The 25,540-nt window shown below is 70.8% G+C and carries 24 protein-coding genes; 5 read left to right on the forward strand and 19 right to left on the reverse strand.

Annotated features, from left to right (window positions below):
* Positions 1-4: 4 nt before the first annotated feature.
* The 7 genes from gatC to ACFV9W_RS30370 form a co-directional block, all read right to left on the reverse strand.
* On the reverse strand, positions 5-301 hold the full coding sequence (gatC, locus tag ACFV9W_RS30340) for an Asp-tRNA(Asn)/Glu-tRNA(Gln) amidotransferase subunit GatC (RefSeq protein ID WP_351335407.1): 297 nt from the start codon (positions 299-301) through the stop codon (positions 5-7).
* A gap of 199 nt (positions 302-500) precedes the next feature.
* Positions 501-3,314 (reverse strand): EAL domain-containing protein, encoded by a 2,814-nt coding sequence (locus ACFV9W_RS30345; protein ID WP_385767142.1) that lies wholly within the window; start codon positions 3,312-3,314, stop codon positions 501-503.
* 228 nt (positions 3,315-3,542) lie between these two features.
* Positions 3,543-5,744, reverse strand: a complete 2,202-nt coding sequence (ligA, locus tag ACFV9W_RS30350; RefSeq protein WP_385767145.1) for an NAD-dependent DNA ligase LigA — start codon at positions 5,742-5,744, stop codon at positions 3,543-3,545.
* Positions 5,745-5,776: 32 nt separating this feature from the next.
* Positions 5,777-6,796: a methionine synthase gene (locus ACFV9W_RS30355; protein ID WP_385767147.1), complete on the reverse strand. Its 1,020-nt coding sequence runs from the start codon at positions 6,794-6,796 to the stop codon at positions 5,777-5,779.
* Positions 6,797-6,831: 35 nt separating this feature from the next.
* A complete protein-coding gene (locus ACFV9W_RS30360; RefSeq protein ID WP_385767150.1) occupies positions 6,832-7,098 on the reverse strand; it encodes a hypothetical protein in 267 nt (88 codons plus the stop codon).
* Between the two features lie 11 nt (positions 7,099-7,109).
* Complete coding sequence (locus ACFV9W_RS30365) at positions 7,110-7,799, reverse strand: SDR family oxidoreductase (protein ID WP_385767153.1); 690 nt, start codon at positions 7,797-7,799, stop codon at positions 7,110-7,112.
* Positions 7,800-7,815: 16 nt separating this feature from the next.
* The gene (locus tag ACFV9W_RS30370) at positions 7,816-8,361 is read right to left on the reverse strand and encodes a TIGR00730 family Rossman fold protein (RefSeq protein ID WP_385767156.1); all 546 of its coding nucleotides are present in this window, start codon (positions 8,359-8,361) and stop codon (positions 7,816-7,818) included.
* Between the two features lie 64 nt (positions 8,362-8,425).
* On the opposite strand from ACFV9W_RS30370, the gene ACFV9W_RS30375 reads away from it, so the two are divergent.
* Both ACFV9W_RS30375 and ACFV9W_RS30380 read left to right on the forward strand, forming a co-directional pair.
* A complete protein-coding gene (locus tag ACFV9W_RS30375; protein WP_385767159.1) occupies positions 8,426-8,755 on the forward strand; it encodes a DUF427 domain-containing protein in 330 nt (109 codons plus the stop codon).
* A gap of 57 nt (positions 8,756-8,812) precedes the next feature.
* On the forward strand, positions 8,813-9,232 hold the full coding sequence (locus ACFV9W_RS30380) for a hypothetical protein (protein ID WP_385767161.1): 420 nt from the start codon (positions 8,813-8,815) through the stop codon (positions 9,230-9,232).
* Between the two features lie 20 nt (positions 9,233-9,252).
* Here the strand turns inward: ACFV9W_RS30380 and mnmA are convergent, their stop codons facing one another.
* Positions 9,253-10,389, reverse strand: coding sequence for a tRNA 2-thiouridine(34) synthase MnmA (mnmA, locus tag ACFV9W_RS30385; protein WP_385767163.1), 1,137 nt, complete (start codon positions 10,387-10,389; stop codon positions 9,253-9,255).
* Positions 10,390-10,473: 84 nt separating this feature from the next.
* Between mnmA and ACFV9W_RS30390 the strand changes: the two genes are divergently transcribed.
* Entirely contained in the window at positions 10,474-11,169 is a 696-nt protein-coding gene (locus tag ACFV9W_RS30390) for an N-acetylmuramoyl-L-alanine amidase (RefSeq protein WP_385767166.1), read from the forward strand.
* Positions 11,170-11,179: 10 nt separating this feature from the next.
* Here ACFV9W_RS30390 and ACFV9W_RS30395 read toward each other — a convergent pair whose 3' ends face one another.
* The 3 genes from ACFV9W_RS30395 to ACFV9W_RS30405 form a co-directional block, all read right to left on the reverse strand.
* On the reverse strand, positions 11,180-12,349 hold the full coding sequence (locus tag ACFV9W_RS30395) for a cysteine desulfurase family protein (RefSeq protein ID WP_385767169.1): 1,170 nt from the start codon (positions 12,347-12,349) through the stop codon (positions 11,180-11,182).
* 42 nt (positions 12,350-12,391) lie between these two features.
* Positions 12,392-12,685, reverse strand: a complete 294-nt coding sequence (locus ACFV9W_RS30400) for a hypothetical protein (protein ID WP_385767171.1) — start codon at positions 12,683-12,685, stop codon at positions 12,392-12,394.
* A gap of 64 nt (positions 12,686-12,749) precedes the next feature.
* Positions 12,750-12,902: a hypothetical protein gene (locus ACFV9W_RS30405; protein ID WP_385767174.1), complete on the reverse strand. Its 153-nt coding sequence runs from the start codon at positions 12,900-12,902 to the stop codon at positions 12,750-12,752.
* Between the two features lie 101 nt (positions 12,903-13,003).
* Here ACFV9W_RS30405 and ACFV9W_RS30410 point away from each other — a divergent pair, with 101 nt between their 5' ends.
* A complete protein-coding gene (locus tag ACFV9W_RS30410; RefSeq protein WP_385767177.1) occupies positions 13,004-13,627 on the forward strand; it encodes a TetR family transcriptional regulator in 624 nt (207 codons plus the stop codon).
* Between the two features lie 18 nt (positions 13,628-13,645).
* Positions 13,646-14,494, forward strand: coding sequence for an alpha/beta fold hydrolase (locus ACFV9W_RS30415; protein WP_385767179.1), 849 nt, complete (start codon positions 13,646-13,648; stop codon positions 14,492-14,494).
* 4 nt (positions 14,495-14,498) lie between these two features.
* Here ACFV9W_RS30415 and ACFV9W_RS30420 read toward each other — a convergent pair whose 3' ends face one another.
* The 8 genes from ACFV9W_RS30420 to ACFV9W_RS30455 all read right to left on the reverse strand — a co-directional run bounded on the left by ACFV9W_RS30420 (position 14,499) and on the right by ACFV9W_RS30455 (position 25,185).
* Complete coding sequence (locus ACFV9W_RS30420; RefSeq protein WP_385767182.1) at positions 14,499-15,374, reverse strand: thioesterase family protein; 876 nt, start codon at positions 15,372-15,374, stop codon at positions 14,499-14,501.
* Positions 15,375-15,435: 61 nt separating this feature from the next.
* Complete coding sequence (locus tag ACFV9W_RS30425) at positions 15,436-16,107, reverse strand: trimeric intracellular cation channel family protein (protein ID WP_385767185.1); 672 nt, start codon at positions 16,105-16,107, stop codon at positions 15,436-15,438.
* Between the two features lie 33 nt (positions 16,108-16,140).
* The gene (locus tag ACFV9W_RS30430) at positions 16,141-17,538 is read right to left on the reverse strand and encodes a M1 family metallopeptidase (RefSeq protein WP_385767188.1); all 1,398 of its coding nucleotides are present in this window, start codon (positions 17,536-17,538) and stop codon (positions 16,141-16,143) included.
* Between the two features lie 1,360 nt (positions 17,539-18,898).
* Entirely contained in the window at positions 18,899-20,041 is a 1,143-nt protein-coding gene (locus ACFV9W_RS30435) for an ABC transporter ATP-binding protein (RefSeq protein WP_385767191.1), read from the reverse strand.
* Between the two features lie 41 nt (positions 20,042-20,082).
* Entirely contained in the window at positions 20,083-21,183 is a 1,101-nt protein-coding gene (locus tag ACFV9W_RS30440) for an ABC transporter ATP-binding protein (RefSeq protein WP_385767194.1), read from the reverse strand.
* Positions 21,180-22,181: an ABC transporter permease gene (locus tag ACFV9W_RS30445; protein WP_385767196.1), complete on the reverse strand. Its 1,002-nt coding sequence runs from the start codon at positions 22,179-22,181 to the stop codon at positions 21,180-21,182. The genes ACFV9W_RS30440 and ACFV9W_RS30445 overlap by 4 nt, the downstream gene beginning before the upstream one ends.
* A 119-nt stretch (positions 22,182-22,300) precedes the next feature.
* Positions 22,301-24,073, reverse strand: coding sequence for an ABC transporter substrate-binding protein (locus ACFV9W_RS30450; protein ID WP_385767199.1), 1,773 nt, complete (start codon positions 24,071-24,073; stop codon positions 22,301-22,303).
* Positions 24,074-24,180: 107 nt separating this feature from the next.
* Entirely contained in the window at positions 24,181-25,185 is a 1,005-nt protein-coding gene (locus tag ACFV9W_RS30455; protein WP_385767203.1) for an ABC transporter permease, read from the reverse strand.
* Positions 25,186-25,540 lie beyond the last annotated feature (355 nt).

The following is a 25,540-nucleotide window of genomic DNA, read 5'->3' on the forward strand; positions in this document are numbered from 1 at the left end:
CTGTTTAGTCCTCCCCCAGGATCTGCGGCACCTTGAAACGCTGCTGCTCCTGGGCCGGGGCGCCGGAGAGCGCCTGCTCGGGGGTGAGCGACGGACGGACCTCGTCCTGGCGCATGACGTTCGTCAGCGGCAGCGGGTGCGAAGTCGGCGGTACGTCTTGGTCGGCGACCTCACTGACGCGGGCGACCGCGCCGATGATGTCGTCGAGCTGGCCTGCGAAGTGGTCGAGCTCTTCGGGCTTCAGCTCCAGACGCGCCAGCCGGGCGAGGTGGGCGACCTCCTCGCGCGTGATGCCAGGCATGCGGATCCTCACGGGGTGCGTGTTCTCGGTTTGGGCCCAATCCTATGGGGCGCGGCACCGTGGTCGGTAAACGGTTTACGGGGGCGGGGTGGGGCCGCACCCCGGGCGCATGTTGTACGGGGCTGGGCGCGCAGTTCCCCGCGCCCCCAAGATGCCCACCCGTGGCCGAGCGAGCCCGCGGATCCCGGGGGCGCAGCCGTCAGCCCAGTTGGCCGTGGTCGTCGACAGGGGCTGCCGGGAGGGCGGCCGGGTGCCAGCCCCGGTCGCCGCGGGCCCGCAGCCACGCCGTCGTCTCGTCGGGCGGCATCGCCGCGGCGACCAGCCAGCCCTGCACCGCGTCGCAGCCGAGGTCCCGCAGCCGCTCCCACGTCTCGTCGTCCTCGACGCCCTCGGCGACGACCAGCAGGCCGAGCGAGTGCGCCAGGTCGACGGTGCAGCGGACGATCTCCGCGTCCTCGGTGTCCACGGCGAGCCTGGCCACGAAGGACCGGTCGATCTTCAGCTCGCTGACCGGGAGCCGCCGCAGGTGCACGAGGGACGAGTACCCGGTGCCGAAGTCGTCGAGCGACATCTTCACGCCGTGCCCGGTGAGCCCCGCCAGGGTGTCGGCGGCCCGCTGCGGGTCCTCCAGGAGTACGTGTTCCGTTATCTCCAGTTGCAGGGACCCGGCCGGGACGCCGTGCCGGGCGAGCCGCGCGGCGACCGCTCCCGCGAAGCCGGGCGTGTGCACATCACGCGGCGACACGTTCACCGCGACCGGAACGTGCAGCCCCTTCGCACGCCAGCGCGCGACCTGCGCGAGGGCGGTCTCCAGGACGTACTCGGTCAGATGCGGCATGAGCCCGGACGACTCGGCGATGGCGATGAACTCGTCCGGCGGCACCTTCCCGCGCTCCGGGTGCACCCACCGTACGAGCGCCTCCAGGCCCGCGACGTGCCCGTCGAACCGGACCTTCGGCTGGTAGTGCAGCTCCACCTCGCCCGCGTCGAGCGCGCGCCGCAGGTCGCCCAGCAGGCCGAGCCGGTCGGGCGTGTTGGAGTCCCGCTTCGACTCGTAGACCTCGACGCCCGTGCGGTCCCGCTTCGCCTGGTACATCGCGACGTCGGCCCGGCGCAGCAGGCCCTCCGCGTCCAGCGCGTGGTCGGGGAAGACGGCGAGTCCCGCGCTCGCCTCCAGTACGAGGGTCAGTCCGTCCAGGTCGAGGGGGGAGCCGAGGGTGGCCACGAGGTTGCGGGCCACCCGCGTCGCGGACGTCGTGGAGTCGGCGACGGGCAGCAGCACGGCGAACTCGTCGCCGCCGAGCCGGGCGACCTCCGCGCCGCGCGGCAGCGCCGCTCTCAGCCGATCCGCGATCTGCAACAGGAGCCGGTCACCGGCGAGATGCCCGAGCGTGTCGTTCACCGAACGGAACCGGTCGAGGTCGATCAGCAGCAGCGCGCTGCGCACCCCGATCCGCTCGGCGTCGTCGAGCGCGCGCCAGGTGCGCTCGAGCAGCCACTGCCGGTTCGGCAGTCCGGTGAGCGGGTCGCGCAGTTGTTCCTCGGCGCGGGCCCGCGCGATCCACAGCGTGGAGTCGAGCGCGATCAGCGGGATCGCGAACAGCGGAAGCAGCACCGGCAGCGCGATGGCGACGACGCAGATCAGCGGCGCGATCCCGAGCAGCGCGACGGCGACCAGGCCCTGCCGTACGAGCGAGGTGCGGGCGACGGTCGGCAGACCCGAGTTCGGTGGCGCATGCACGTACCAGAGCAGGGTGCGGGTGACCAGCAGATACGCGAGCGCCGCGAGGGCCACCTCGGCCACCGTCGACAGGCCCCAGCCCTCCGGCTTCCACGGCGTCTCGACGGAGGGCACGCGGCCGAACGCGGCGAGGACGAGGGCGCCCGCGCCGATGCCGAGGATGTCGATCGCACCGTGCAGCAGGCCCTGTCGCCAGCAGTGCCTGCGGGCGATGCCGACGAGGACGACGACGGTGAGGCTGACCATGCCCGCGGGCACCCAGCCGTACAGGAACAGCACCGCGAGGGTGAGGGCCGCGCCGGAACCGGTGCCGCCCCACCAGCGGTCGCGGCCGAGCGCGACGAGGTGGCCGACGATGATCCCGGTCAGGATCGCGAGGCACCAGCCGACCGTGCCGGACGGGAAGAGCGCGTGCCCCTGGTCGAGCGACCAGTAGAACCCGCCGCCGAGGACCACGGCGGCGAGCGCCACCACGACGCCGGGCAGCAGCGGCACGAGCGCGGCCCGCGAGGTCTCCCCCTGGGCCGCGAGCTGATTGCGCGCGGGTGTCGCCATGCCGACGCTGCCGCCCGCGGGGACGGTCCCTGGGAGCGGTCCCGCTCCCCTGCCGGGCGCGGCACCGCCGTGGATCCCGGCGGGCCGGGTGCCGCCGCCGGCGAGCTCCGGCCGGCCGTCCGCGATGCGGCCGTGCACGACCGGGCCCGCGGTGGTCACTCGGGGGTGGGAGGCATGCGCGTGGGCGGCCTCGTCGCCTGCGTCCCGGTCACCGGACGGACGGGCGCCGGACATACGTGAGTTGGCCGCGCCGAAGTCCTGTGGGCGCGCGCCGGGCCCCCGGTCGTCGGCTATGTGCCCGCCGGGCGCGCCCTCGGCCTTCGACGGCCGGGCCGGCAGTGCGCGCGGGCGCTGCTCGGCGGTGTCCCGGGGCCGCGCCGGGGCGGGATCCTCGGGGCCTGGCGCGGTGCGGGCGTGGGCCGAACTGCCGCTGTCCGCAGGGTGGTCCTTCGCTCCGCGCCTCAGCGGCCCTTCGTGGCCCGCCACTTCGGGCCCGGACGCTTCCGGGCGCGGCAAGCCGCTCGTCCGGTCGGCGCCGAATCCGGCCCCGCGCCACCATTTGCGCCAGTTCACCACACCACCGCGCTCGTTCTCCCCGTGACCGCTTTCGCTGCCGTCGACTCCGTCGCCGCGGTCGGCGCGCGGTGCCGTGTCGCGCCGCGCACGTCGACGTGGGCGCAGGCGTGAGTCCGGGGCGGCGCTCTCGGTCGGTTCCATTCCCGTCCCTCTCACTGCCGGCGGTGCCTGCGTCCGCTGCCCGCTCTCCTCGTACCCAGCGGGCGAGGATTCGCCCCATCCGCAGCAGGACTCGGCAGGCGCACATCTCAACAGTAGGCCGCAGAAGGCTTCCACGGGCACCAGACGGACGCGCCCGGGCACGGTTGCCCGAATGACCCCGGCGTTCCGTCTGCGTCTGATATGCGCCGATCGAGTGACCCGGGGCCGCTACTCGGCGGTCTCCTGCTCGGCGGGAAGCGCCACCTCGACGGCCGCCTCAGGCCCCTGTTCCAGCAGGACGGCGAACCCGTCCTCGTCCAGAACCGGAACCTTGACCTGCATGGCCTTGTCGTACTTGGAGCCGGGGTTGTCCCCCACGACCACGAAGGACGTCTTCTTCGAAACGGAACCCGTGACCTTGGCGCCTCTGGTCTGCAGGGCCTCTTTTGCGCCATCCCGCGTGAAGTTCTGCAGCGTTCCGGTGACCACGACCGTGAGTCCTTGGAGGGGCCGCGGACCCTCGTCCTCCCCCGCTCCTTCCTCTTCCATCCTCACACCGGCCGCACGCCACTTCCGCAGAATCTCCCGATGCCAGTCCTCGGCGAACCACTGCTTCACGGAGGCGGCGATGATCCCGCCCACCCCGTCCGTGGCGGCGAGCTCCTCCTCGGTGGCCTGGTCGATGCGGTCGATGGAGCGGAACTCGCGGGCGAGCGCCTCGGCGGCGACCGGGCCGACGTGACGGATCGACAGGCCGTTGATGACCCGGGCCAGCGGGCGGCTCTTGGCGGCCTCGATGTGCTCCAGCATCGAGACGGCGTTCTTGCGCGGCTCCCCCGCCTTGGTGGCGAAGATGTCCGCGATCTTCTCCTCGCCCGTCTTCGGGTCGCGCTTGGGCAGCCCGCTGTCCTGGTCGAGGACGTACGCCTTGATGGGCAGGAGCTGGTCCATCGTGAGGTCGAACAGGTCGCCCTCGTCCGTGAGCGGCGGCTGCGCGGGCTCGAGCGGGCCGGTGAGCGCGGCGGCCGCGACGTATCCGAAGTTCTCGATGTCCAGGCTCTGGCGGCCGCCCAGGTAGAAGAGGCGCTCGCGCAACTGGGCGGGGCACGTGCGGGCGTTGGGGCAGCGGAGGTCGATGTCGCCCTCCTTCATGGCCCGCAGCGGGGTGCCGCACTCGGGGCAGTCGGCGGGCATCACGAACTCGTACTCGCTGCCGTCCCGCAGGTCGGCGACCGGGCCGAGGATCTCGGGGATGACGTCACCGGCCTTGCGGATGACGACCGTGTCCCCGATGAAGACGCCCTTCTTCTTGACGATCTCCTGGTTGTGCAGCGTCGCGAACTCGACCTCGGAGCCCGCGACGGTGACCGGCTCCACCTGCGCGTACGGCGTCACGCGGCCCGTGCGGCCCACGCCCACGCGGATGTTGATCAGCTTGGTGTTGACCTCTTCGGGCGGGAACTTCCAGGCGATGGCCCAGCGCGGGGCGCGCGCCGTGGAGCCGAGGCGGCCCTGGAGCGGGATCTCGTCGAGCTTGATGACGGCGCCGTCGATCTCGTGGTCCACGGAGTGGCGGTTCTCTCCGTAGTACGCGATGAACTTCCGGACGCCTTCGAGGTCGTCGACCACCTTGCTGTACTTCGTGGTGGGCAGGCCCCACTCGCGCAGCAGGGCGTACGCCTCGGAGAGACGGTCGATGTCGAAGCCCTCGCGGGCGCCGATGCCGTGCACCACCATGTGCAGCGGGCGCGTCGCGGTGACGCGCGGGTCCTTCTGGCGCAGCGAACCCGCCGCCGCGTTGCGGGGGTTGGCGAAGGGCTTGTCGCCGGCCTCGACGAGCCGGGCGTTCAGCTCCTCGAACTTGTCCATGGGGAAGAAGACCTCGCCGCGGATCTCGACGAGCGGCGGGATGTTCTCGCCCTTGAGGCGGTTCGGGATCTCCGTGATCGTGCGGACGTTGGACGTGATGTCCTCGCCGACGCGGCCGTCTCCGCGCGTGGCCGCGCGCGTGAGCCGGCCGTCCTCGTACGTCAGGTTGACCGCGAGGCCGTCGATCTTCAGCTCGCACAGGAAGTGATAGCCCGGCGCGCCCACGTCCTTGGCTACGCGGTCGGCCCAGGCCGCCAACTCCTCGTCGTCGAAGGCGTTGTCGAGCGACAGCATGCGCTCGCGGTGCTCGACGGACGTGAACACCGTCTCGTACTGGCCCGCGACCTTCTGGGTCGGCGAGTCCGGGGTGCGCAGCTCGGGGTGCTCCTCCTCCAGCGCCTCGAGGGAGCGCAGGAGCTTGTCGAACTCGGCGTCGGAAACGACCGGAGCGTCGTTCACGTAGTACCGGAAGCGGTGCTCCTCGATCTGCTCGGCCAGCCGGGCATGCTCGTCCCGCGCCTCGGCGGGCACCGTGCCCTCGCTCTGCAGTGCGTCAGCCACCGTCTCGTCCTCCCGTTCGCCTTCGTCCACGGTCACTCAGGGTTGTCCGCGAGTGATCTCGCCGCCCGGACGCAGTGGGCGAGCGCCGCGCGGGCGTACGCAGGCGACGCACCCGCGAGTCCGCACGACGGCGTGAGCACCACCGACTCCGCGAGGGAACCCGGATTCAGCCCCAGCCTGCGCCACAGCGTCCTGACACCCATGACGCTACCGGCAGGGTCTGACAATGGGCCGTCCACGCCCGGCACGACACCGGCGACGAGTCGCAGACCGGCCTCGACGGACTCCCCGATCACCTCGTCGTCACGCTCGGTGAGCAGCGAGAAGTCGAAGGAGACCGCGTCGGCCCCGGCCCGGCGCAGGAGGGCGAACGGCACGTCGGGGGCGCACGAGTGGACGAGCCGCGGCCCGTCGTCGAGCACGCCCATGACGTCGCGCAGCGCGCCCTCGACGATCTGGCGGTCGACGGCGCGGTGCGTGCGGTACTCGCTGGCGGTCTTGATCTGTCCGCGCAGCACGGCGATGAGCGAGGGCTCGTCGAGCTGGAGCACCAGTTGGGCGCCGGGCACCCGGCGGCGTACGTCGGCGAGATGCTCCCGCAACCCCTCGGCGAGGGACGCTGCGAGGTCGCGGCACGCTCCGAGGTCGGAGAGCGCGGCCTCCCCGTTCCTCAGCTCCAGTGCGGCGGCGAGCGTCCACGGCCCGACGGCCTGGATCTTGAGCGGGCCCTCGTACCCCTGCGTGAACTCCTCGAGCGCGTCGAGGTCCTCGCCGAGCCAGGACCGGGCCCGCTTGGTGTCCCGGCCGGGCCGGTCGCCGATCCGCCAGCCGCTGGGCTCCACGCGCGCGTAGAGGTCGACCAGCATCCCCGCGGTGCGGCCGATCATGTCGGCGCCGGGGCCGCGCGCGGGCAGCTCGGCGAGGTACGGCATCCCCTGCTCGGGCCCCTCGAAGCTGCCGGTCACGGTCTTGGCGGCCTCACGGGCATCACCACCGGGCATCGAACCGACACCCGTGGCCGGCCCCCACCTGAAGTCGCTCTTTTCATCCACCCAGGAAGGGTACGCAACGCCTCCGGCCGGGCGCGTCACACGGCGTGGACGCCGATCCGTCCCAGGAACCGGCGCAGGCCGTCCGGGTCCGCCAGGTCCAGGTTGTTGCGGAACCGGGCGCGCTCCCAGGCGACCGTGTCCGGTCCGTGCAGGCTGCCGCGTGCGATGAACTCGCCGTCCACGTCGAGCAGTACGAGGGTCGCGCCGCCGAGGCAGCGGCAGATGTCACCGTCGAACACGCCCTCGGTGGTGAGCCGCCGCAGTTCGGCGAGCGCGGCCGGGCCATAGACCTCGGCCGGCACCTCGCGTCGCGTCAGCGGCCCGGTCGTACCGTCAGGTCGTTGACCTCCGCGTCGCGCGGGAGGTCGAGGGCCATGAGGATCGTCGTGGCGACGGACTCGGGGTCGATCCAGCGCGAGGGGTCGTACTCCTTGCCCTCCTGCTGGTGAACCTTGGCCTGCATGGCGCTCGCGGTGCGGCCCGGGTAGACGGAGGTGACGCGCACGCCGTTGTCGTGCTCCTCCTTGCGCAGCGAGTCCGCGAGGGCCCGCAGGCCGTGCTTGGAGGCCGCGTACGCGGACCAGGCGGGGCCCGCGTGGATCCCGGAGCCGGAGTTCACGAAGAGCACGTGGCCCTGGGCGACGCGGAGTTGGGGCAGGAAGTGGCGGGTCAGCTCGGCCGGGGCGATGAGGTTCACGTTGAGCTGGTTGCGCCAGGACTTCGGGGTGAGCTCGTCGACCTTGCCGAGGTCGACGACGCCGGCGATGTGCAGCAGCGAGTCGATCCGGTCGGGCAGCGTCTGGTGCGAGAAGGCCCAGGACAGCTTGTCCGGGTCGGAGAGGTCTCCGACGAGCGTCTTGGCGCCGGGGTACTCGGCGGCGAGTTCCTTGGCGCGGCCCGCGTCGCGCGCGTGGAGGTAGATTTCGTCGCCGCGCTCGTGCAGGCGGCGGGCGACTGCGGCGCCGATTCCGGAACCGGCGCCGGTGATCACATGTGTAGCCATGACCGCCATGCTCGCACTACTCGACGCCGCGCGACTCCTCGAGGTAAGCCAGCGCGCCGACCGGCTCCTCGGCGAAGAAGACGAGGTCAGTGAGGGGGATCGGGAGAAAGCCCTCGTCCTCCATGCGCCGGAACTGTTCCTTCAGGCCGTCGTAGAAGCCCGCGGAGTTGAGCAGCACGATCGGCTTGTCGGTCTTGCCGTGCTTCTTCAGCTCCAGGATCTCGGTGGCCTCGTCGAGCGTGCCGGTGCCGCCCACCATGACCACGATCGCGTCGGACTTCTCCAGGAGCAGCGCCTTGCGCTCCGCGAGGTCCTTGGCGATCACCATCTGGTCGGGCTCGGCGACGACGCGCGCCTTGGCCGCGAGGAAGTCCACGGACACCCCGACGAGCCCGCCGCCGGCCTGCGCCACGCCGTCGGCGACGACCTTCATGAGGCCGCTCTCCGAACCGCCCCACACGAGCGTGTGCCCGCCCTTGCCGAGCAGTTCGGCGAACTCGCGGGCAGGCCGGGTGTAGCGCTCGTCGAGGTCGGCGGCGGAGAGGAAGACACAGATGTTCATGCCACCTACCGTACGGTCCGCCGCGGACGGGAAGAACTCGCCCGCTGTGAGCGCTGACACACCTATGACTCAAGGACACACGATCACCGTCGAGCAGGGCTCGCAGCGCGTGCGGGTCGTCCATGAAGAGCAGGTGCTCGCGGAGAGCTCGCGCCCGCTGGTGCTGAAGGAGACCGGCTGTCCGGTGCGGTACTACCTGCCTCCGGAGGACGTACGGACCGAGCTGCTGACTCCCTCGAACACGACTACGCACTGCCCCTTCAAGGGCGACGCCTCCTACTGGTCGCTGCCCGACGCGCGGGACCTGGTGTGGGCGTACCCGGAACCGAAGGCCGAGGTGGCCGCCATCAAGGACCACCTGTGCTTCTACGAGACGCAGGTCGTCGCCGCGTAACCACGCGCGCGTGGTCGAATGAGGAGGTACACGGCGCACGGCGGAGGGTGAGGCGACATGACTCACGGAGACGGACAGCAGAACGTTCCGACGGGAGGGTTCGGCGGCCCCCCGCCGCCGTTCGCTCCGGCTCCGCCGCCACACCCTCCGGCGGCCCCGCCGCCGCCCTCGTACGCACCCGCGCCGCCCCCGGCGGGGCCCGCCGGACCGGAGTTCGTGGCCGCCGACCAGCACAACGGCATGGTCGTGGACGCGGACGGGCTGCACTTCGAGCAGGGCCCGCACGCCATCGACCTGCCCTGGTCGCACGTCCGCACGGCCAATTTCCAGCCGCTGCCGTCCGGGGTGTTCGTCACGGCGGCGATGTCGGACGGCGCCGTCTACACCTGCCAGGTACTGGCCCGGAAGAAGGCGCAGGCCGCCGAGTGGTGCGGCCAGCTGGGCGCCGTACTGCAGTACTACTTGCAGGGCCGCTAGGGCTCCTGTTCCAACCTGTCTCAGGCCGCCGCGGTCGCCCGCTCCGTCGTGGCGATCGTCGCCGAGCCCACCACGCGCGTGCCGTCGTACAGCACGATCGCCTGGCCGGGGGCGACGCCGCGGACGGCGTCCGTGAAGCGGACCCGCAGCTCGTCGTCCACCAGCTCGGCCGACACCTCGGTCTCGCCGCCGTGCGCGCGCAGTTGGGCCGTGTACGTGCCGGGGCCGGTCGGCGCCGCGCCGCACCAGCGGGGCTTGATCGCCGTGAGGGCCGTGACGTCGAGGGCGGCGGCCGGGCCGACCGTCACCGTGTTGTCCACCGGGGAGATGTCCAGGACGTAGCGCGGCTTGCCGTCGGCGGCCGGCCTGCCGATGCGCAGGCCCTTGCGCTGGCCGATCGTGTAGCCGAAGGCGCCTTCGTGGGTGCCGAGCTTGGCGCCCGACTCGTCGACGATGTCGCCCTCGGTCTTGCCGAGGCGGTCCGCGAGGAAGCCCTGGGTGTCGCCGTCGGCGATGAAGCAGATGTCGTGGGAGTCGGGCTTCTTGGCGACCGCCAGGTCGCGGCGCTCCGCCTCGGCGCGGATCTCTTCCTTGGTCGTCTCCGTGTCGCCCAGCGGGAACATCGCGTGGGCGAGCTGCCGGTCGTCCAGGACGCCGAGGACGTAGCTCTGGTCCTTGGCCATGTCGGCGGCGCGGTGCAGCTCGCGGTCGCCCTTCTCGTTGACGATCACCTGCGCGTAGTGGCCCGTGCAGACCGCGTCGAAGCCGAGAGCAAGGGCCTTGTCGAGGAGCGCGGCGAACTTGATCTTCTCGTTGCAGCGCAGGCACGGGTTCGGCGTGCGGCCCGCCTCGTACTCCGCGATGAAGTCCTCGACGACGTCCTCGCGGAAGCGCTCGGCGAGGTCCCAGACGTAGAACGGGATGCCGATGACGTCGGCCGCGCGGCGGGCGTCGCGGGAGTCCTCGATGGTGCAGCAGCCGCGGGCGCCGGTGCGGAACGATTGCGGGTTCGCCGAGAGCGCGAGATGCACGCCCGTCACATCGTGGCCCGCTTCGGCGGCGCGGGCCGCGGCGACGGCGGAGTCCACGCCGCCGGACATGGCGGCGAGGACGCGGAGGGGGCGGTCGGCGGGAAGCATCGAGGTCTGCGAAGTCATAGCTCTAACAGGGTACGGGCCCGCGGGAACCGAATCGTTCGGATATCCGTTGTGGATCTCGTACGGGACGGACGGGGGCGTCATATGGGCAAGCAGGGGACGGGGTCCGGGAAGGGCCGCGGCGGGGACGGCGACCGCGGGATCAGCCGCCGGACGCTGATCATCGGCGGAGCCGCGTCGGCCGTGGGCGTCGGGCTGCTCGCGCGCGGCGATCTCGCCCGCATGTGGTGGCAGGTGCCGGGGGTCGACAAGCCGCGCGAGGCCGGCGCGGTGGACTTCAAGGGCGCGGAGTGGGTGGCCGCGGCGGCGGCGAACTGGCGGCGGGCGGACCGCCCCGCCGACTACACCGTCGACCGCGTGATCATTCACGTCACCCAGGGCAGCTACCAGAGCGCGCTGAGAGTCTTCAAGGACCCGTGGCACGGGGCGGCCGCGCACTACGTGGTCCGGCAGGACGGGCACATCGCGCAGATGATCCGAGAGCTGGACGTCGCGTTCCACGCCGGGAACCGGGACTACAACGAGCGCAGTGTCGGCATCGAGCACGAGGGCTTCGTGGACCGGCCCGAGGACTTCACGGCCGCGATGTACGAGGCGTCGGCGCGGCTCACCGCCCGGATCTGTCGGCGCTACGACATGCCGGTCGACCGGAAGCACATCATCGGGCACGTCGAGGTGCCGGGCACCGACCACACCGACCCGGGTCCGCACTGGGACTGGGACCGGTACATACGCCTGGTGAAGGCGGCGTACGAGCGGGACGGCGCGGCGAAGGCCTGAGAACGGCGGCCTACGTCAGGCCGGCCGACCGCGCACGCTCCACGACGGGTCCGATCGCCGTCGCCACCGCTTCCACATCGGCCTTCGTGGTGGTGTGGCCGAGGGAGAAGCGGAGCGTGCCGCGCGCCAGGTCCGGGTCGGTGCCGGTGGCGAGCAGCACGTGACTCGGCTGGGCGACGCCCGCGGTGCAGGCCGAGCCGGTGGAGCACTCGATGCCCTGGGCGTCCAGGAGCAGGAGGAGCGAGTCGCCCTCGCAGCCGGGGAACGTGAAGTGGGCGTTGGCGGGCAGCCGGCCGCCGGGCGCCGGGTCGCCGCCGAGGATCGCCTCGGGGACGGCGGTGCGCACGGCGGTGACGAGGGCGTCCCGGAGCGCGCCGATCTCGCGGGCGAACCACTCGCGCTGCTCGGCCGCGATCCGGCCGGCCGTGGCGAAGGCCGCGATCGCGGGGACGTCGAGCGTGCCGGAGCGGACGTGCCGCTCCTGCCCGCCGCCGTGCAGTACGGGGACGGGGGTGTACTCGCGGCCGAGCAGGAGGGCGCCGATGCCGTAGGGGCCGCCGACCTTGTGGCCCGACACGGTCATGGCGGCGAGCCCGGAGGCGGCGAAGTCGACCGGGATCTGGCCGTAGGCCTGCACCGCGTCGGCGTGCAGCGGGATGTCGAACCCGCCTGCCACATCGGCGAGTTCGCGCACCGGCTGGATCGTGCCGATCTCGTTGTTGGCCCACATGACCGTGGCCAGCGCGACGTCGTCGGGGTTCCGCTCGATCGCCTCGCGCAGCGCTTCGGCATGCACGCGCCCGTACGCGTCGACGGGCAGGTACTCCACCGTCGCGCCCTCGTGCTCGGCGAGCCAGTGCACGGCGTCGAGCACGGCGTGGTGCTCGACGGGGCTGGAGAGGACCCGGGTGCGCGCCGGGTCGGCGGCGCGGCGTGCCCAGTACAGGCCCTTGACGGCGAGGTTGTCGGCCTCGGTGCCGCCCGAGGTGAACACGACCTCGCTGGGCCGGGCACCGAGCGACTCGGCGAGGGTCTCGCGGGACTCCTCGACGGTGCGCCGGGCGCGGCGCCCCGCGGCATGCAGGGACGAGGCGTTGCCGGTGACGGCGAGCTGGGCGGTCATCACCTCGACGGCCTCCGGGAGCATCGGAGTGGTCGCGGCGTGGTCGAGGTAAGCCATGGTGGGCTCGATTCTACGAGCCCACGTGTGCGCGTTTGACGGTCAGCCCGTGATGCTCCAGGACATCGTGCCGTCGGCGGCGATCAGGGCGCCGAGCACGACGAGGTCGGCGAGGCCGAGACCGAGCCCGAGAAGGGCGCGGCCGCGCCGCTCGGTGCCGCGCCACAGGGCGACGGACGCGAGGACGATCGAGACGGGGCCGAGGAAGACGTTCATGACGAGCAGCCCGACCAGGCCGAGGACGAACGAGGCGACGGCCATGCCGTCGGCGTCCCGCCGACCGGTGGGACGGGCCTGGGGCCAGGACGTCGTCTGCGGTTCTGCGGTGAGTTGCACGGTGATACCCCCTGAATGCGTGAACTGCTGAACGTGAACTGCCGAACGTGAACTGCGGACCGGTTCAGTGCTGGTGCCGGCGGCGCTCGCGGACGGCGAAGACGGCCAGCCAGACGCCGATGACGGCGGCCGCGACAAGCGTGACGGGAAGCGGGGCGTGGGCCACGGTGCCGAGCGCGAAGCCCAGCAGCAGGAGGGCCGCTACGAGGAACAGCATGGAAGCCTCTCGAAAAGTTGGGTTACAACTGTTCACTGACTATCGAGTCTAGCTCGCGCCACGACTTCCCCGTTACAGAGAACAGTTGTTAACTGGATGACATGAGTCACACCCTCGGCGCCCGCCAGGCGCAGAAGCAGAAGACCCGACAGGCGCTCCTGGACGCGGCATTGGGACTGTTGGAGGACCAGAGCCTCAGCAGCCTCGGCCTGCGCGAGGTGACGCGCGCCGTGGGGGTGACACCGACCGCGTTCTACCGGCACTTCGACAGCACGGCCGACCTCGGAGTGGCCCTGGTCGAGGAGGCGCTCGGCAGCCTGCACGCGGTGATCCGCGACGCGCTGACCGCGACCTGGGACAGCGACGAGCGCATCACACGCACCGTCGAGCTGATCGTCCGCCATGTGCACGCGCACCCCGCACACGTCCGCTTCATCGCGCGCGAGCGGCACGGCGGCGTCCAGCGGGTACGGGAGGCGATCGGCGAGCAGCTCGGGCAGTTCGCCGACGAGGTGCGGGAGGCGCTCCGACACGACCCGGGCGCGACGGGCTGGAGCGAGGAGGATCTGAGAATGCTGGCGAACCTGTACGTCGATCACATGCTGGTGACGGCATCGCTGCTGCTCACGACGCCCACCGAGGAGTTCGGACAGGTGGCGGACCAGGCCGAGCGGCAGCTGCGGCTCGTCAGCATCGGCCGAAAGCACTGGCTCGATGTGTCATGAGCAACTAGCGTTACGGTCATGACAGCAGCCGACTGGAACCTCGACCGAAGCTTCTCCGGCTCGTCCGGCGAGATCCGCTGGACGGCACTCGGGCCGGCCGACGCGCCGCCCGTCGTCCTCGTCCACGGCACGCCGTTCTCCTCGTACGTGTGGCGGCAGCCGGCCCGCGCGCTCGCGCGTCAACACCGGGTCCACGTATGGGACCTGCCGGGCTACGGCGTCTCCGAGACGCGCCCCGGCCAGGACCTCTCGCTCGACACCCAGGCCCGCGCCCTGACCGAACTCCTCGACCACTGGGGCCTGACCGGCGAGGGAAACGCACCCGCCGTCGTGGGCCACGACTTCGGCGGCTGCATCGCGCTGCGCGCGCATCTGGTGCACGGCGCCGCGTACACGCGCCTCGCCCTGGTCAACCCGGTGGCGATCCGGCCGTGGGGCTCCCCCACGTACCGACTGCTCGGCGAACACGCCGACGTGTTCCGGCAGTTGCCGCCCGATCTGCACGAGGCGCTCGTGCACCGCTACGTCGCCTCCGGCAGCCACCGCGGGCTGCATCCCGAGACGCACGCGCGCGTGGTCGCGCCCTGGCTGACCGAGGCCGGGAAGGACTCCTTCTACCGGCAGATCGAGCAGAACCCCCTGTGGGCCGCCACCGATGACATCCAGGGCCGCTACGGGGAGCTGGACCTGCCCGCCCTGGTCGCCTGGGGCGCCGAGGACACCTGGATCCCGGTCGAGCGGGCGCACGAGCTGGCCAAGCTGATCCCCGGCGCCGAACTGCGGATCATCGAGGGCGCCGGGCACCTCGTCCAGGAGGACGCGCCCGCGGAACTCGCCGCCGTACTGGGCGAGTTCCTCGGTTCGTAGAACGTCAGCCGAGCCGTACGCGCGCGAGCTGGCGCGACTGGGCCACCAGGCGGTCCTTCGCGTCCCAGACCTCGGCGTCCTCCTCCAGGAAGCCGCCGGCCAGGTTCCGCGTCGTGATCGACACGCGGACGGGTCCTGGGGCCGGGCGGCAGCGCACGTGGACGGTCAGCTCGACCGTCGGCACCCAGCCCTTGAGGCCCATCTCGAAGGCGGTCGGCGGCAGCGCGTCCACCGCGAGCAGCAGCGACAGCGGGTCCATGTCGCGACCGTCGGCGAGGCCGAACCAGGCCCGCATCTCGCCCTTCCCGGACGGCGCGCCGAGCGCCCAGCCGAGCGTGGCGGGGTCGAGCTTCAGGTGCAGCCGGTCGGAAATCGCGGAGCTGCCGGGCACGGGCGGCGCGCCCTCGGGGGCGTCGCCCGCGCCGAAGCACTGGTCGATGGCGGGCAGCACGGGCGGCTCGGCGCTCGTGCGCACGTCGTCGGGGAGCGTGTCCAGGTCGCCGTACGACGCGATGACCCGGATCCGCTCGACCTCGCTGCCGTCCTCCGCGTACTGGAAGAGGGAGGCCTGGCCGGTGGAGAGGGTGCGGCCGGAGCGGGCCACGTCGGTCCTGATCACGGCGGGGCCCGGCGTGGACGCGGTCAGGTAGTGCGCCGAGACGGTGAACGGGTCGTCGTGCGGCAGGGCGTCCGCGAGGGCGCGGCCGAGCACGGCGAGGAGGTAGCCGCCATTGAGGGCGTTGATGATCGTCCAGCCCGCGGAGAGGTCGATGTCGTAGACACCGGGCTCGCCCGCGCGCCGGGTGACGGCGGTGTCGCGGTCGAACTCGCTGTCGCCGATGATCGCCGGGCGACTCTGCGTGGATACTGCGTCTGCCATACCCGGAAACGTACAACAGGAAATTACTAAGCGGTAGCTTTCACCGGTGGCCAGTCCCTGGCTACGGTGTCTCCTCCGTCACTTCCACCCCGGCCGACCTGCGGTTCCACGCGCGCGGCGCCCGCCAGTGGAAGCGCATCGCGAGCAGTCGCAGGACGAACGCGGTGAGGACCGCGAGGGCGCTGGTGAAGCCGTCCAGGGCGTCGAGGTGGATGCACAGGACGACGATCCCGGCGCCGACCATGGCGGGCACCGCGTAGAGATCGCGGTCCCAGCGCACCAGGGACGGCACCTCGTTGGCGATGATGTCGCGCAGCACACCGCCGCCGACCGCGGTGGCGAGGCCGAGCGCGGCGGACGCGGTGAGCCCGAGCCCGTAGTCGTACGCCTTCGTCGTGCCCGTGACGCAGAACAGGCCGAGGCCCGCCGCGTCGAAGACGTTCACCGCCGTCTGGGTGCGCTCGACCTCCGGGTGCAGGAAGAAGACGAGCGCGGCGGCGATCAGCGGCGTGACGAAATAGCCGAGGTCGATGAACGCCGCCGGGGGCACGGCGCCGATGACCAGGTCGCGGAACACCCCTCCGCCCAGCGCGGTGACCTCCGCGAGCGCGGCGATCCCGAAGACGTCCCAGTTCTTGCGGACCGCCATCAGGGCGCCGGAGATCGCGAAGACGAAGATCCCGATGAGGTCGAGCCAATGCTGGACGGAGGGACTGAACAGTTCCTGAAGCACGCGACATTCTTACCTGCCGCGTCCGCGGGCCCCCTACAGGCTGGGCTTGCCCGTCGTGAAGAGCCAGGTGTCGAAGAGGTCGTCGAGCTGCCGGCCCGAGACCCGTTCGGCGAGGGCGATGAAGTCCGACGTCTGGGCGTTGCCGTACCGGTTCGCCTGCGTCCACTGCGGCAGCAGCTTGAAGAACGCCTTGTCGCCGATGCGCTCGCGCAGCATCTGGAGCGTCATCGCGCCGCGCTGGTAGACGGCCGAGGCGAACATCGTGTCGCGCTGCGGGTCACCGATCTTGACCTGCCAGAACGTGGAGTTCGCCGGGCGGGAGTTATAGCCGGCCAGGAAGGAGTCGTGCGCGGAGGCGCCGCCCTTGTGCTCGGTCCACAGCCACTGGGCGTAGGTGGCGAAGCCCTCGTTGAGCCAGATGTCGTCCCACTGCTTCGGCGAGACGGAGTCGCCGAACCACTGGTGGGCCAGCTCGTGCACGATCGTCGACTCGGAGCGGACGGCCGAGTAGATCGGCTTGGTCTGCGTCTCCAGGGAGAAGCCCGCCTGCGGCATGTCGTCGACGATCGCGCCCGTCTCCTCGAAGGGGTACGGGCCGAAGACCTCGGACCAGTAGTCGGTGGCCTCGGCGGTGACCCCGTACACGTCGACGTTGTTGCTGTTCGCGAGGACCGGGTCGATGGCTACGTAGATGGGCGTACCGGCGGGCGTCCTGCCCGCCCGCACGTCGAACTTGCCGATGGTGGCGGTCGCGAGATACGTCGCCATGGGCTTGGTCTCGCGCCAGTGGTGGACGGTCCGCTTGCCCTTGTCGGTGTCGTACGTGTCGACGAGCCGGCCGTTCGATACGCCGGTCAGCCCCTTCGGAGCCTTGATCCTGATGTCGTACGTGGCCTTGTCGGAGGGGTGGTCGCTGGACGGGAACCAGGTGGAGGCGGCGTTCGGCTCGCACGCGACGAAGACGCCGTCCGCCGTCTTCATCCAGCCGTAGTCCGAGCCGAAGACGATGGGGCCGCTGAGGGGTTCGGGCACACCGCCGTACGTGACGATCGTGGTGAAGGTGTTGCCCTTGCGGATCGAGGCGCGCGGCGTGATGCGCAGTTCGTCGCCGCTGCGCGTGAACTCGGCGTGTCTGCCGTTCACTTCGACCTTGGTGACGGTCAGCTTCTGCAGGTCGAGGTCGAAGGCGGAGAGGTTCTGGGTGGCGCGCGCGGTGAGGGTCGCGCGGCCGTCGAGGCGGTCGGTGTCGGGGTTGTAGTCGACGTCGAGGGCGTAGTGCCGGGCGTCGAAGCCGCCGTTGCCGAGCTGCGGGAAGTACGGGTCGCCGACGCCGTCGGAGCCGGGGGTGGGGGCGGGTGCGGCGGCGATCAGGCAGAAGGAGGCCGCGGCGACGGTGAGCGCGGCGAGGCGTGCCGAACGGGAGAGTGCCATGGGGCGTCCCTTCGAGCGGGTTCCGGTGTAACGGACAGCGGAACTCTGCCGTGAGGGGGTGTGCGTGTACATGACCTTTTTGGGCCATGTGTGGGTGGAACGGGGGCGGTGCCGCGGGGGCGGGCGGACGGGGGCGGGTCCGCTCGCGCGGGGCGGGTGGTCGCGGGTCCGCCTGCGCGGGGCGGGTGGTCGCGGGTCCGCCTGCGCGGGGCGGGTGGGCGCGGTGCGGTGCGGTCGCCGCGGGGCGGGTGGGTTCCGGGCGCAGCCCCGGGTAACGGGTGGGCCCTGTGCGGGCTCACGAAACGGGTGGCCTGTGCGCGGCCTCCCGCGGAACGGGTGGGCTCTGCTCTGTGCGGCATTACGGTGCTCCCGCCGCCCATCTCCCACCCACCCGCCCCCTCCGGGGGCTCCGGTCGTCCGGGGCCCGGCCGCTTCGGCGGGGTCGGGGCCCGTCGTCATGGGTGCGCGGCACCGGGGGCCGCCTTGCCCACCCTGCCTTCCCCAAGCTCTCCGACAAGCTCCGAGCAGGGGAGACCCCATTAGGCGGCAGATTGCCCAAGGCGGTTGCGGTCGACCGCAACGGGTGGGGAGGCGCCCCTGCGGCAGACTGCCCAAGTCGGTGGCGGCCGTCCGCCACGGGTGGGGAGTCGCTCCGGCGGCTGCTCACCGGAGGCGGGGCGGGGGCGACCGTAATGGGTGGGGAGCCGTACTCGCGGCCACTTGCCGGAGGCAGGGGCGGAGGCGACCGGGACGGGTGGTGGGGAGCCGTACCCGCGGCCGCCTACCGGAGGCAGAGCAGAGGCGACCGCAACGGTTGGGAAACCGTGCCCACGGCCGCTTACCGAACGCGCCCGTCATGCGTGGGAGCCGTATCCGCGGCAGATCGCCGCGAGGCGCGGTGCGGGACCCCGTGGGGCCGACGCCCCTGGAGGGGGCGGGGGGTGGGAAATTGGGCGGGGGAACGGGCCAAGGCAGTGGGGGCCTGGTGGGGCGGTTCGGGCAGGTGATTCAAGCCCCTGCGGCGATTGAGCAGCGGGGGCCGGGGCGGAGCCCCGAGACGTCAACCACGCGAGGCCTGAGGCTGCGGAGAAGCCGGGGCAAATCAAGCCCCTGCGGCGATTGAGCAGCGGGGACCGGGGCGGAGCCCCGAGACGTCAACCACGGGGGGCGCCTCGTGCTCCGCGGCGCGACTCCGGTTCAGCCGGTCGAGCCCCGTCGGCGCCTAGGGCGCGGAACCCCGCACCCCCAACACCGGTACAGCAACAACATCAGCCCCGCCGGCGATTGAGGCGCGGGGCCCGGGGCGGAGCCCCGTGACCGCAACCCCGGCGCAGCGAACCGCGCCCCCGGACCCCCACCCCTAAGACGACTCCCGGCCCTCCGGCGGAGCCACCGTTTTCGGGACCGTGATCACGTCGATCGCCTCCTTCGCCACCTGGAGGAGCTTCGTGTCCTGCGGCGCCTGGTCCGCCGCGTTCTCCGGGTGGTGGCACGCCACCTGGTGGCCCGTGCCGAGCTGGAGCAGCGGAGGCTCCTTCGTCGTGCAGATCTCCGTCGCCTTCCAGCACCGCGTGTGGAACCGGCACCCCGTGGGCGGATCGATCGGCGACGGCACATCGCCGCGCAGCAGGATCCGCTCGCTCTTCGCGCCGCGGCGCTTGGGGTCCGGCACCGGCACCGCCGACAGCAGCGCCTTCGTGTACGGGTGCATCGGCGTCGAGTACAGGTCGTCGCGGTCGGCCAACTCGACGATCTTGCCGAGGTACATGACCGCGATCCGGTCGGAGACGTGCCGGATGACCGAGAGGTCGTGCGCGATGATCACGTACGTGAGGCCGAGCTCGTCCTGGAGGTCGTCCAGGAGGTTGACCACCTGGGCCTGGATCGAGACGTCGAGCGCCGACACCGGTTCGTCCGCGACGACGAGTTTCGGGCGCAGCGCCAACGCCCGTGCGATGCCGATGCGTTGACGCTGACCGCCGGAGAACTCGTGCGGATAGCGGTTGTAGTGCTCGGGGTTGAGGCCGACCTTCTCCAGGAGCTCCTGGACCGCCTTGCGCACGCCTCCCTCCGGCTTGACGCCCTGGAGGCGGAAGGGCGTGCCGACGATCGTGCCGATGTTGTGGCGCGGGTTCAGCGAGGAGTACGGGTCCTGGAAGATCATCTGCACGTCGCGGCGCAGCGGCCGCATGCCACCGGTGCTCAGGTGGGTGATGTCCTGGCCCTCGAACTCGACGCGCCCGCCCGTGGGTTCGAGCAGCCGTGTGATCAGCCGGCCCATGGTCGACTTGCCGCAGCCGGACTCGCCGACGACGCCGAGGGTCTCCCCCGCGCGGACGTCGAAGGAGAGCCCGTCGACCGCCTGCACGGCGGCGACCTGCCGCTTGAGCAGGCCCTTGCGGATCGGGAAGTGCTTGACCAGGCCGTCGACCTTGAGCAGCGGCTCCCCGGCCGCCGGGTCCGGAGAGGTCGTCACCTGCTGGGGGATCGTAGGGGGCGTCATCTCGGTGTCAGGTCCTTTGCCGTCCGTTCCTTTGGCATCCGTCACAGCTTCGGCGCAATCTCTTCGGTCCAGATCCGCTCGCGTTCCTCGCCCGACATGTGGCAGGCGGAGAAGTGTCCGGAGCCGACCTCCCGCAGTTCGGGGCGCTCGGTGCGGGTGACGTTGTCCTTGGGCACGTCCGCGTACGGGCAGCGCGGGTTGAAGGCGCAGCCGCTCGGCAGGTTGATGAGGCTGGGCGGGGAGCCCTTGACCGGGGTGAGCCGCTCGGTCTGGTCCCGGTCGATGCGCGGCATCGAGCCCAGCAGGCCCCAGGTGTACGGGTGTTGGGGCGTGCTGAAGACCTGATCCGCCGTGCCCCGCTCGACGCAGCGGCCGCCGTACATGACCAGCAGCTCGTCGGCCATCTCCGCGACGACACCGAGGTCGTGCGTGATCATGATGACGGCCGAGCCGAACTCCTTCTGCAGATCGCGGATCAGGTCCAGGATCTGCGCCTGCACCGTCACGTCGAGCGCGGTGGTCGGCTCGTCGGCGATGAGGAGTTCGGGGTTGTTGACGAGGGCCATCGCGATCATCGCGCGCTGGCGCATGCCGCCGGAGAACTCGTGCGGGTAGGAGTCGACCCGCTTGTCGGGCTGCGGGATGCCGACGCGGTCGAGCATCTCGACGGCCCGCTTGCGCGCGACCTTCTTGTCCACGTCGTGGTGGACCCGGTAGGCCTCCACGATCTGCTTGCCGATCGTGTAGTACGGGTGCAGGGCCGACAGCGGATCCTGGAAGATCATCGCCATCTCGCGGCCGCGCAGCCTGCGCACCTTGTCCCGCGGGGAGGACAGCAGCTCCTCCCCGTCCAGCCAGATCTCGCCGGAGACCTGCGCCCGGCGCTTGGAGTACTGGCCGACGGTGTGCAGGCCCATGATGCCCAGCGAGGTCACGGACTTGCCGGAGCCGGACTCGCCCACGATGCCGAGGGTCCGGCCCTTCTCCAGCGAGAAGTTCAGGCCGTCGACGGACTTCACCAGGCCGTCGTCGGTGGGGAAGTGCACCTTGAGGTCACGGACCTCCAGGAAGGCGGTCGGCGGCGGGGAGCCGGCCGCGAAGGGCTCGCCCACGACGGTCCCGGTGTTGCTCTGCTCGCTCATCCCAGCCTCACTCGGGGGTCGATCACGGCGTACATCATGTCGACGACGAGGTTCGCGATGGCGATGGCCAGCGACATGACCAGGGTGACCCCGAGGATCACCGGGAGGTCCTTCGCCTCGACGGCGTTGACGGCTTCGAACCCGACGCCCTTCAGCCCGAAGGTGGACTCCGTCAGGATGGCGCCGCCCATCAGCACGCCCAGGTCGAGGCCGAAGACGGTGAGGATCGGCGTCATCGTGGAGCGCAGCGCGTGCCGGGTGATGACGGACCGTTCACCGAGGCCCTTGGAGCGGGCGGTGCGGATGTAGTCCTCGCCCATGACCTCGAGCATGGTGGCCCGGGTGAGGCGGGCGTACATCGCCGCCTGCAGGAAGGCCAGGGCGATCCAGGGCAGGATCAGCGTCTCGATCCAGGTCCCGATGGACTGGTCGCTCGTCAGGCTGTCGCTGATCGTGACGAGCCCCAGGCTGTGGACGAAGATGCCCATCATCACCATGCCGGTGAAGAAGATCGGCATGGAGACGCCGGAGAGCGCGGCGATCATCGCGCTGCGGTCCCAGATCGTGCCCCGCTTCAGCGCGGAGACGACACCCACGGCCACGCCGCCGACCAGCCACAGGACGCAGGCGCCCGCGGCGAGCGCGACGGTCACCGGCAGAGCGTCGGTGATGGTGTTCCAGACCGGCTCCTCCGTACGGAAGGAGTAGCCGAGGCACGGCGCGGGACAGTGGGTCACACTGCCGCCGGAGACGTAGTCCCGGCCCATCGGGATCGCCCTGACGAAGTCCCAGAACTGCACGAGCAGCGGGTCGTTGAGACCCAGCTTGACGCGGATGCCCGCAAGCTGCTCCGGCGATGTGGCCTTGCCCGCGAAGAGTGTGGCGACGTCCTGCCCGGACCACTTCGGCAACAGGAAGAAGATGGCGAACGTCGTCAGCAGGACGATCAGCACCATCACAATGACGGCGCTCAGGCGCCGGATGAGGTAAGCAAGCACTGTGCGCGGCCCCTGGGGGCGGCCGGACCTCGGGTTACGGGGTCCGGCCGCCTGCCGGGACCATCACCTGCCCTTCGGACTGGTGGGTGTCGGCTGGGATGTCAGCGGGTCGGTCGCTGCTACTTCGTCACGCCGAGCTTGGCGTAGTCGTAGCGGCCGCTCCAGGCGGGAGCCGAGTAGGCGTTCGTCAGACGCGGCCCGCGCCAGGTGATGTTGGCCTCGTAGATGAACGGCATCCAGTAGGCCTCGTCGAGGATCCGGTGACCCATGTCGGTGTAGATCTTCTTCGCCTCGGCCTTGTCGGTCGTCTTCAGCGCGTCGTCGAACATCTTGTCGATCTTCGGGTCGTCGATCTGCGACTCGTTGTAGTTGCCGGTCTTCTGGATGAAGCGGCTGTCCCACAGCGGCTGGCCGAAGCCCTGGCCGGTGTTGAAGTCCGGGCCCCAACCGCTCATCGTCATGCCGTAGCCGCGCTCCTTGACCTTCTTCAGGTCGCCGGAGATGGAGGAGGCGTCGGCACCGGAGAAGGTGTCGATGGTCAGCTTGATGCCGACCTTGCCCAGCTGCTCCTGCAGCGCCTCGGCGGCGTCCTCCTCACCGGGCTGGTCGCTGCGCGCGGTCAGCACGGTCGAGAAGCCGTTCGGCTTGCCGCACTTCTTCAGCTCTTCCTTGGCCTTGGCCACGTCCGGCTTGCCCTTGCGCGCCACCACGCCGTACGGGTCGTAGCTGTCGTCGTGGCCCGGAACCGCCTTCGGGAAGGGGTTGTTGGCGATCTTGCCGGCCGCGACCTCGCCGCCGCGGGTCTGCTGCAGGCTCTTGAAGTCGGTGGCGTAGAAGACGGCCTTGCGGCAGGCGACGTTGTCCATCGGCTTGGTCGTGGTGACCAGGGCGACGTAACGGACGAACGGCGTCTGCATGTTGTCGACGTCGCCCTTGCGGTCCGTCACCGCGGTGGTCCGGCCGGACTGGGTCATGCCGGTGCCGTTGAGGTCGACGTCGTACTGGCCGGCCATCAGGTTCTTGTCGTTCTCTTCAAGGTTCTTGTTGATCGCGACGGTGATCTTGTCCGGCAGGGCGGGGTTGTGCGGGTCCGAGGACTTCTTCCACGCCGTGTTGCGGACCAGCACGATCGACTTGTTCGCCTTGTGCGACTGGATCTTGTACGGGCCGTTGGACAGCGGCTTGGTCGTGTACTTCTCCCGGGTGTCCGCCGAGGCCTTCACGGCGGAGCCGGACGGCATGGCGAGCATCTGCTCGAAGTCGCTGTTGGGCTGCGGCAGCCGGAAGACGATCGTGTTGTCGTCGGGCGTCTCGATCGCCTTGAGGCCGAGCTTGTCCTTGGACTTGTCCTTGTACGGGCCCTTGTACTCGCCCTTCGGGTCGAGCGCCTGCTTCAGGTACACCGGGCCGCCGGTGATGACGTCGTCCGCCCAGATGCGCTCGATGCCGTACTTGATGTCCTTGGAAGTCAGCTTCGAGCCGTCCTCCCAAGTGAGGCCGTCACGCAGCTTGTACGTGTAGGTCTTGCCGTCGTCGCTGACCTCGGCCATGCCCTTCGCCATGTCGGGGACCAGCGCGTTGCCCGCGGCGCCCGGCTTGGTGTCGTACGTCACCAGGGTGCGGTTGTAGAAGCGCATGAAGTCCCACGCCATGCCGAAGTAGGCGCGCTGCGGGTCGAAGCTGTCCAGGTCCTGCTTGGCGACCATGCGGAGCGTGCCGCCCTTTTTGGCCGACTTGTTGGCGATCTTGCCGATGGCGGCGTTGTAGCCGGCGCCCTTCGACTCGTTGTCGCTGTCGTCGCCACCACCGCCACAGGCGGTGAGCGTGAGCGCCGACGCCGCCACGAGGGCCGCGCCCGCCATCATCCGTCGACTCTGGAAACCTTTGGGCATTCTTCTCGCATCCTCCGGGATTCGCGGTCCTCGGCCTTGCGGCCGCGTGACCATGAGGGACCTACAGGGAGTGCTCCTGACGGGACGGCAGGGGCGGTGAACGGGGTCTATCGGGTGCCCTTGGGGTCGAGCGCGTCGCGCAGGCCGTCCCCGAAGAGGTTGAAGGCCAGCACGGTGATGAAGATCGCCACGCCAGGGAAGACCATGAACATCGGGTCGTGCTCGTACGTGCTGAGCGCGTCCCGCAGCATGCCGCCCCACGAGGCGGTCGGCGGCCGGACACCGGCGCCGAGGAAGCTGAGCGCCGCCTCCGTGAGGATGTTGGTGGGGATCATCAGCGTGGTGTACACGGTGATGGGCGCCACCAGGTTCGGCAGCAGTTCGCGGAAGAGGATGTGCCGGGGTCCGCCGCCGAGGCTGCGGGCCGCCTCCACGTACTCCCGCTCGCGCAGCGAGAGCGTCTGACCGCGCACGATCCGGCCGATGTACGGCCAGCCGAAGAAGCCGATCACCATGATCAGGATCATGATGCGCACGCCGCTGCCGGTCAGGCCGAGCAGGTCGTTGGGGAGGACGGAGACCAGGGAGATGATGAAGAGGAGCTGCGGGAAGGAGAGCAGCACGTCCATCACGCGGCTGATCACCGCGTCCGCCCAGCCGCCGAAGTAGCCGGCGATGATGCCGAAGAAGGTGCCGAGCACGACGGCGACGACCGCGGCGAGGACGGCGACCAGCATCGAGACGCGGGTGCCGTAGACGATGCGGCTGAAGATGTCGCGGCCCTTGTTGGGCTCGACGCCGAAGAGGTGCTCGGCGCTGACGCCGCCCAGCGCGCCCTTGGGCAGGTTCGTCAGCTCGTCCAGCTTGTCCTGGTGGAACTCGTTCGGCGGGTGGCCGAGCAGGCTGACGATGAGCGGAGCGAAGACCGCGACCAGGACGAGGAGCACGACAACGATGCCACCGCCGAGGGCGACCTTGTCGCGCCTGAGCCGGCTCCAGGCGATCTGCTTGAGCGACCGGCCCTCGACCTTACGGCCTCCGTCTCCCTTGGCAGGCTCGACCGGTGCGCTCGGTTCCGCTTCCGCGCTCGTGTCGTGCAATGGTGCCGTCATCGTGGCAGGGACCCCTCTCAACCGGCGGTGACCGGCCCGCACTTGCCGCTGTGGCGGCGTGGTTCAGTCCGTCGTACACAGAGGCGAAGCCCCCTTGGAGCGGGAGTCTTCAACCTGGGCGCGATCTGTTGCCAGACTTGACGGCGAAAGGATGCCTAAACGTGATGCAGGCTGGGGTGTTCCGTTATCCGGACTGCCGTGAACGGGGGGCGGACGGTGGGCAGTTGGGAAGCAAGTGGCCGAACCCCACCCTTGACCGGGCGAGTTGGGGCGTAAACGGCCAAACGCCGGGCGGGCCGGAATTCTCCGGCCCCCCCGGCGTTCGAGGACCGCTTTTTAAGTTCGTCGCGCCGTA

It is taken from the genome of Streptomyces sp. NPDC059897, assembly GCF_042730865.1.
GTDB lineage: Bacteria > Actinomycetota > Actinomycetes > Streptomycetales > Streptomycetaceae > Streptomyces.

What these genes read in the sequence shown, in the direction of transcription:
- gatC (WP_351335407.1), bottom strand. Translation starts at nt 301, where the DNA reads ATGCCTGGCATCACGCGCGAGGAGGTCGCCCACCTCGCCCGGCTGGCG.
- ACFV9W_RS30345 (WP_385767142.1), bottom strand. Translation starts at nt 3,314, where the DNA reads ATGGAACCGACCGAGAGCGCCGCCCCGGACTCACGCCTGCGCCCACGT.
- ACFV9W_RS30365 (WP_385767153.1), bottom strand. Translation starts at nt 7,799, where the DNA reads ATGGCTACACATGTGATCACCGGCGCCGGTTCCGGAATCGGCGCCGCA.
- ACFV9W_RS30370 (WP_385767156.1), bottom strand. Translation starts at nt 8,361, where the DNA reads ATGAACATCTGTGTCTTCCTCTCCGCCGCCGACCTCGACGAGCGCTAC.
- ACFV9W_RS30375 (WP_385767159.1), top strand. Translation starts at nt 8,426, where the DNA reads ATGACTCAAGGACACACGATCACCGTCGAGCAGGGCTCGCAGCGCGTG.
- ACFV9W_RS30380 (WP_385767161.1), top strand. Translation starts at nt 8,813, where the DNA reads ATGACTCACGGAGACGGACAGCAGAACGTTCCGACGGGAGGGTTCGGC.
- mnmA (WP_385767163.1), bottom strand. Translation starts at nt 10,389, where the DNA reads ATGACTTCGCAGACCTCGATGCTTCCCGCCGACCGCCCCCTCCGCGTC.
- ACFV9W_RS30390 (WP_385767166.1), top strand. Translation starts at nt 10,474, where the DNA reads ATGGGCAAGCAGGGGACGGGGTCCGGGAAGGGCCGCGGCGGGGACGGC.
- ACFV9W_RS30395 (WP_385767169.1), bottom strand. Translation starts at nt 12,349, where the DNA reads ATGGCTTACCTCGACCACGCCGCGACCACTCCGATGCTCCCGGAGGCC.
- ACFV9W_RS30405 (WP_385767174.1), bottom strand. Translation starts at nt 12,902, where the DNA reads ATGCTGTTCCTCGTAGCGGCCCTCCTGCTGCTGGGCTTCGCGCTCGGC.
- ACFV9W_RS30410 (WP_385767177.1), top strand. Translation starts at nt 13,004, where the DNA reads ATGAGTCACACCCTCGGCGCCCGCCAGGCGCAGAAGCAGAAGACCCGA.
- ACFV9W_RS30415 (WP_385767179.1), top strand. Translation starts at nt 13,646, where the DNA reads ATGACAGCAGCCGACTGGAACCTCGACCGAAGCTTCTCCGGCTCGTCC.
- ACFV9W_RS30420 (WP_385767182.1), bottom strand. Translation starts at nt 15,374, where the DNA reads ATGGCAGACGCAGTATCCACGCAGAGTCGCCCGGCGATCATCGGCGAC.
- ACFV9W_RS30430 (WP_385767188.1), bottom strand. Translation starts at nt 17,538, where the DNA reads ATGGCACTCTCCCGTTCGGCACGCCTCGCCGCGCTCACCGTCGCCGCG.
- ACFV9W_RS30435 (WP_385767191.1), bottom strand. Translation starts at nt 20,041, where the DNA reads ATGACGCCCCCTACGATCCCCCAGCAGGTGACGACCTCTCCGGACCCG.
- ACFV9W_RS30440 (WP_385767194.1), bottom strand. Translation starts at nt 21,183, where the DNA reads ATGAGCGAGCAGAGCAACACCGGGACCGTCGTGGGCGAGCCCTTCGCG.
- ACFV9W_RS30450 (WP_385767199.1), bottom strand. Translation starts at nt 24,073, where the DNA reads ATGCCCAAAGGTTTCCAGAGTCGACGGATGATGGCGGGCGCGGCCCTC.
- ACFV9W_RS30455 (WP_385767203.1), bottom strand. Translation starts at nt 25,185, where the DNA reads ATGACGGCACCATTGCACGACACGAGCGCGGAAGCGGAACCGAGCGCA.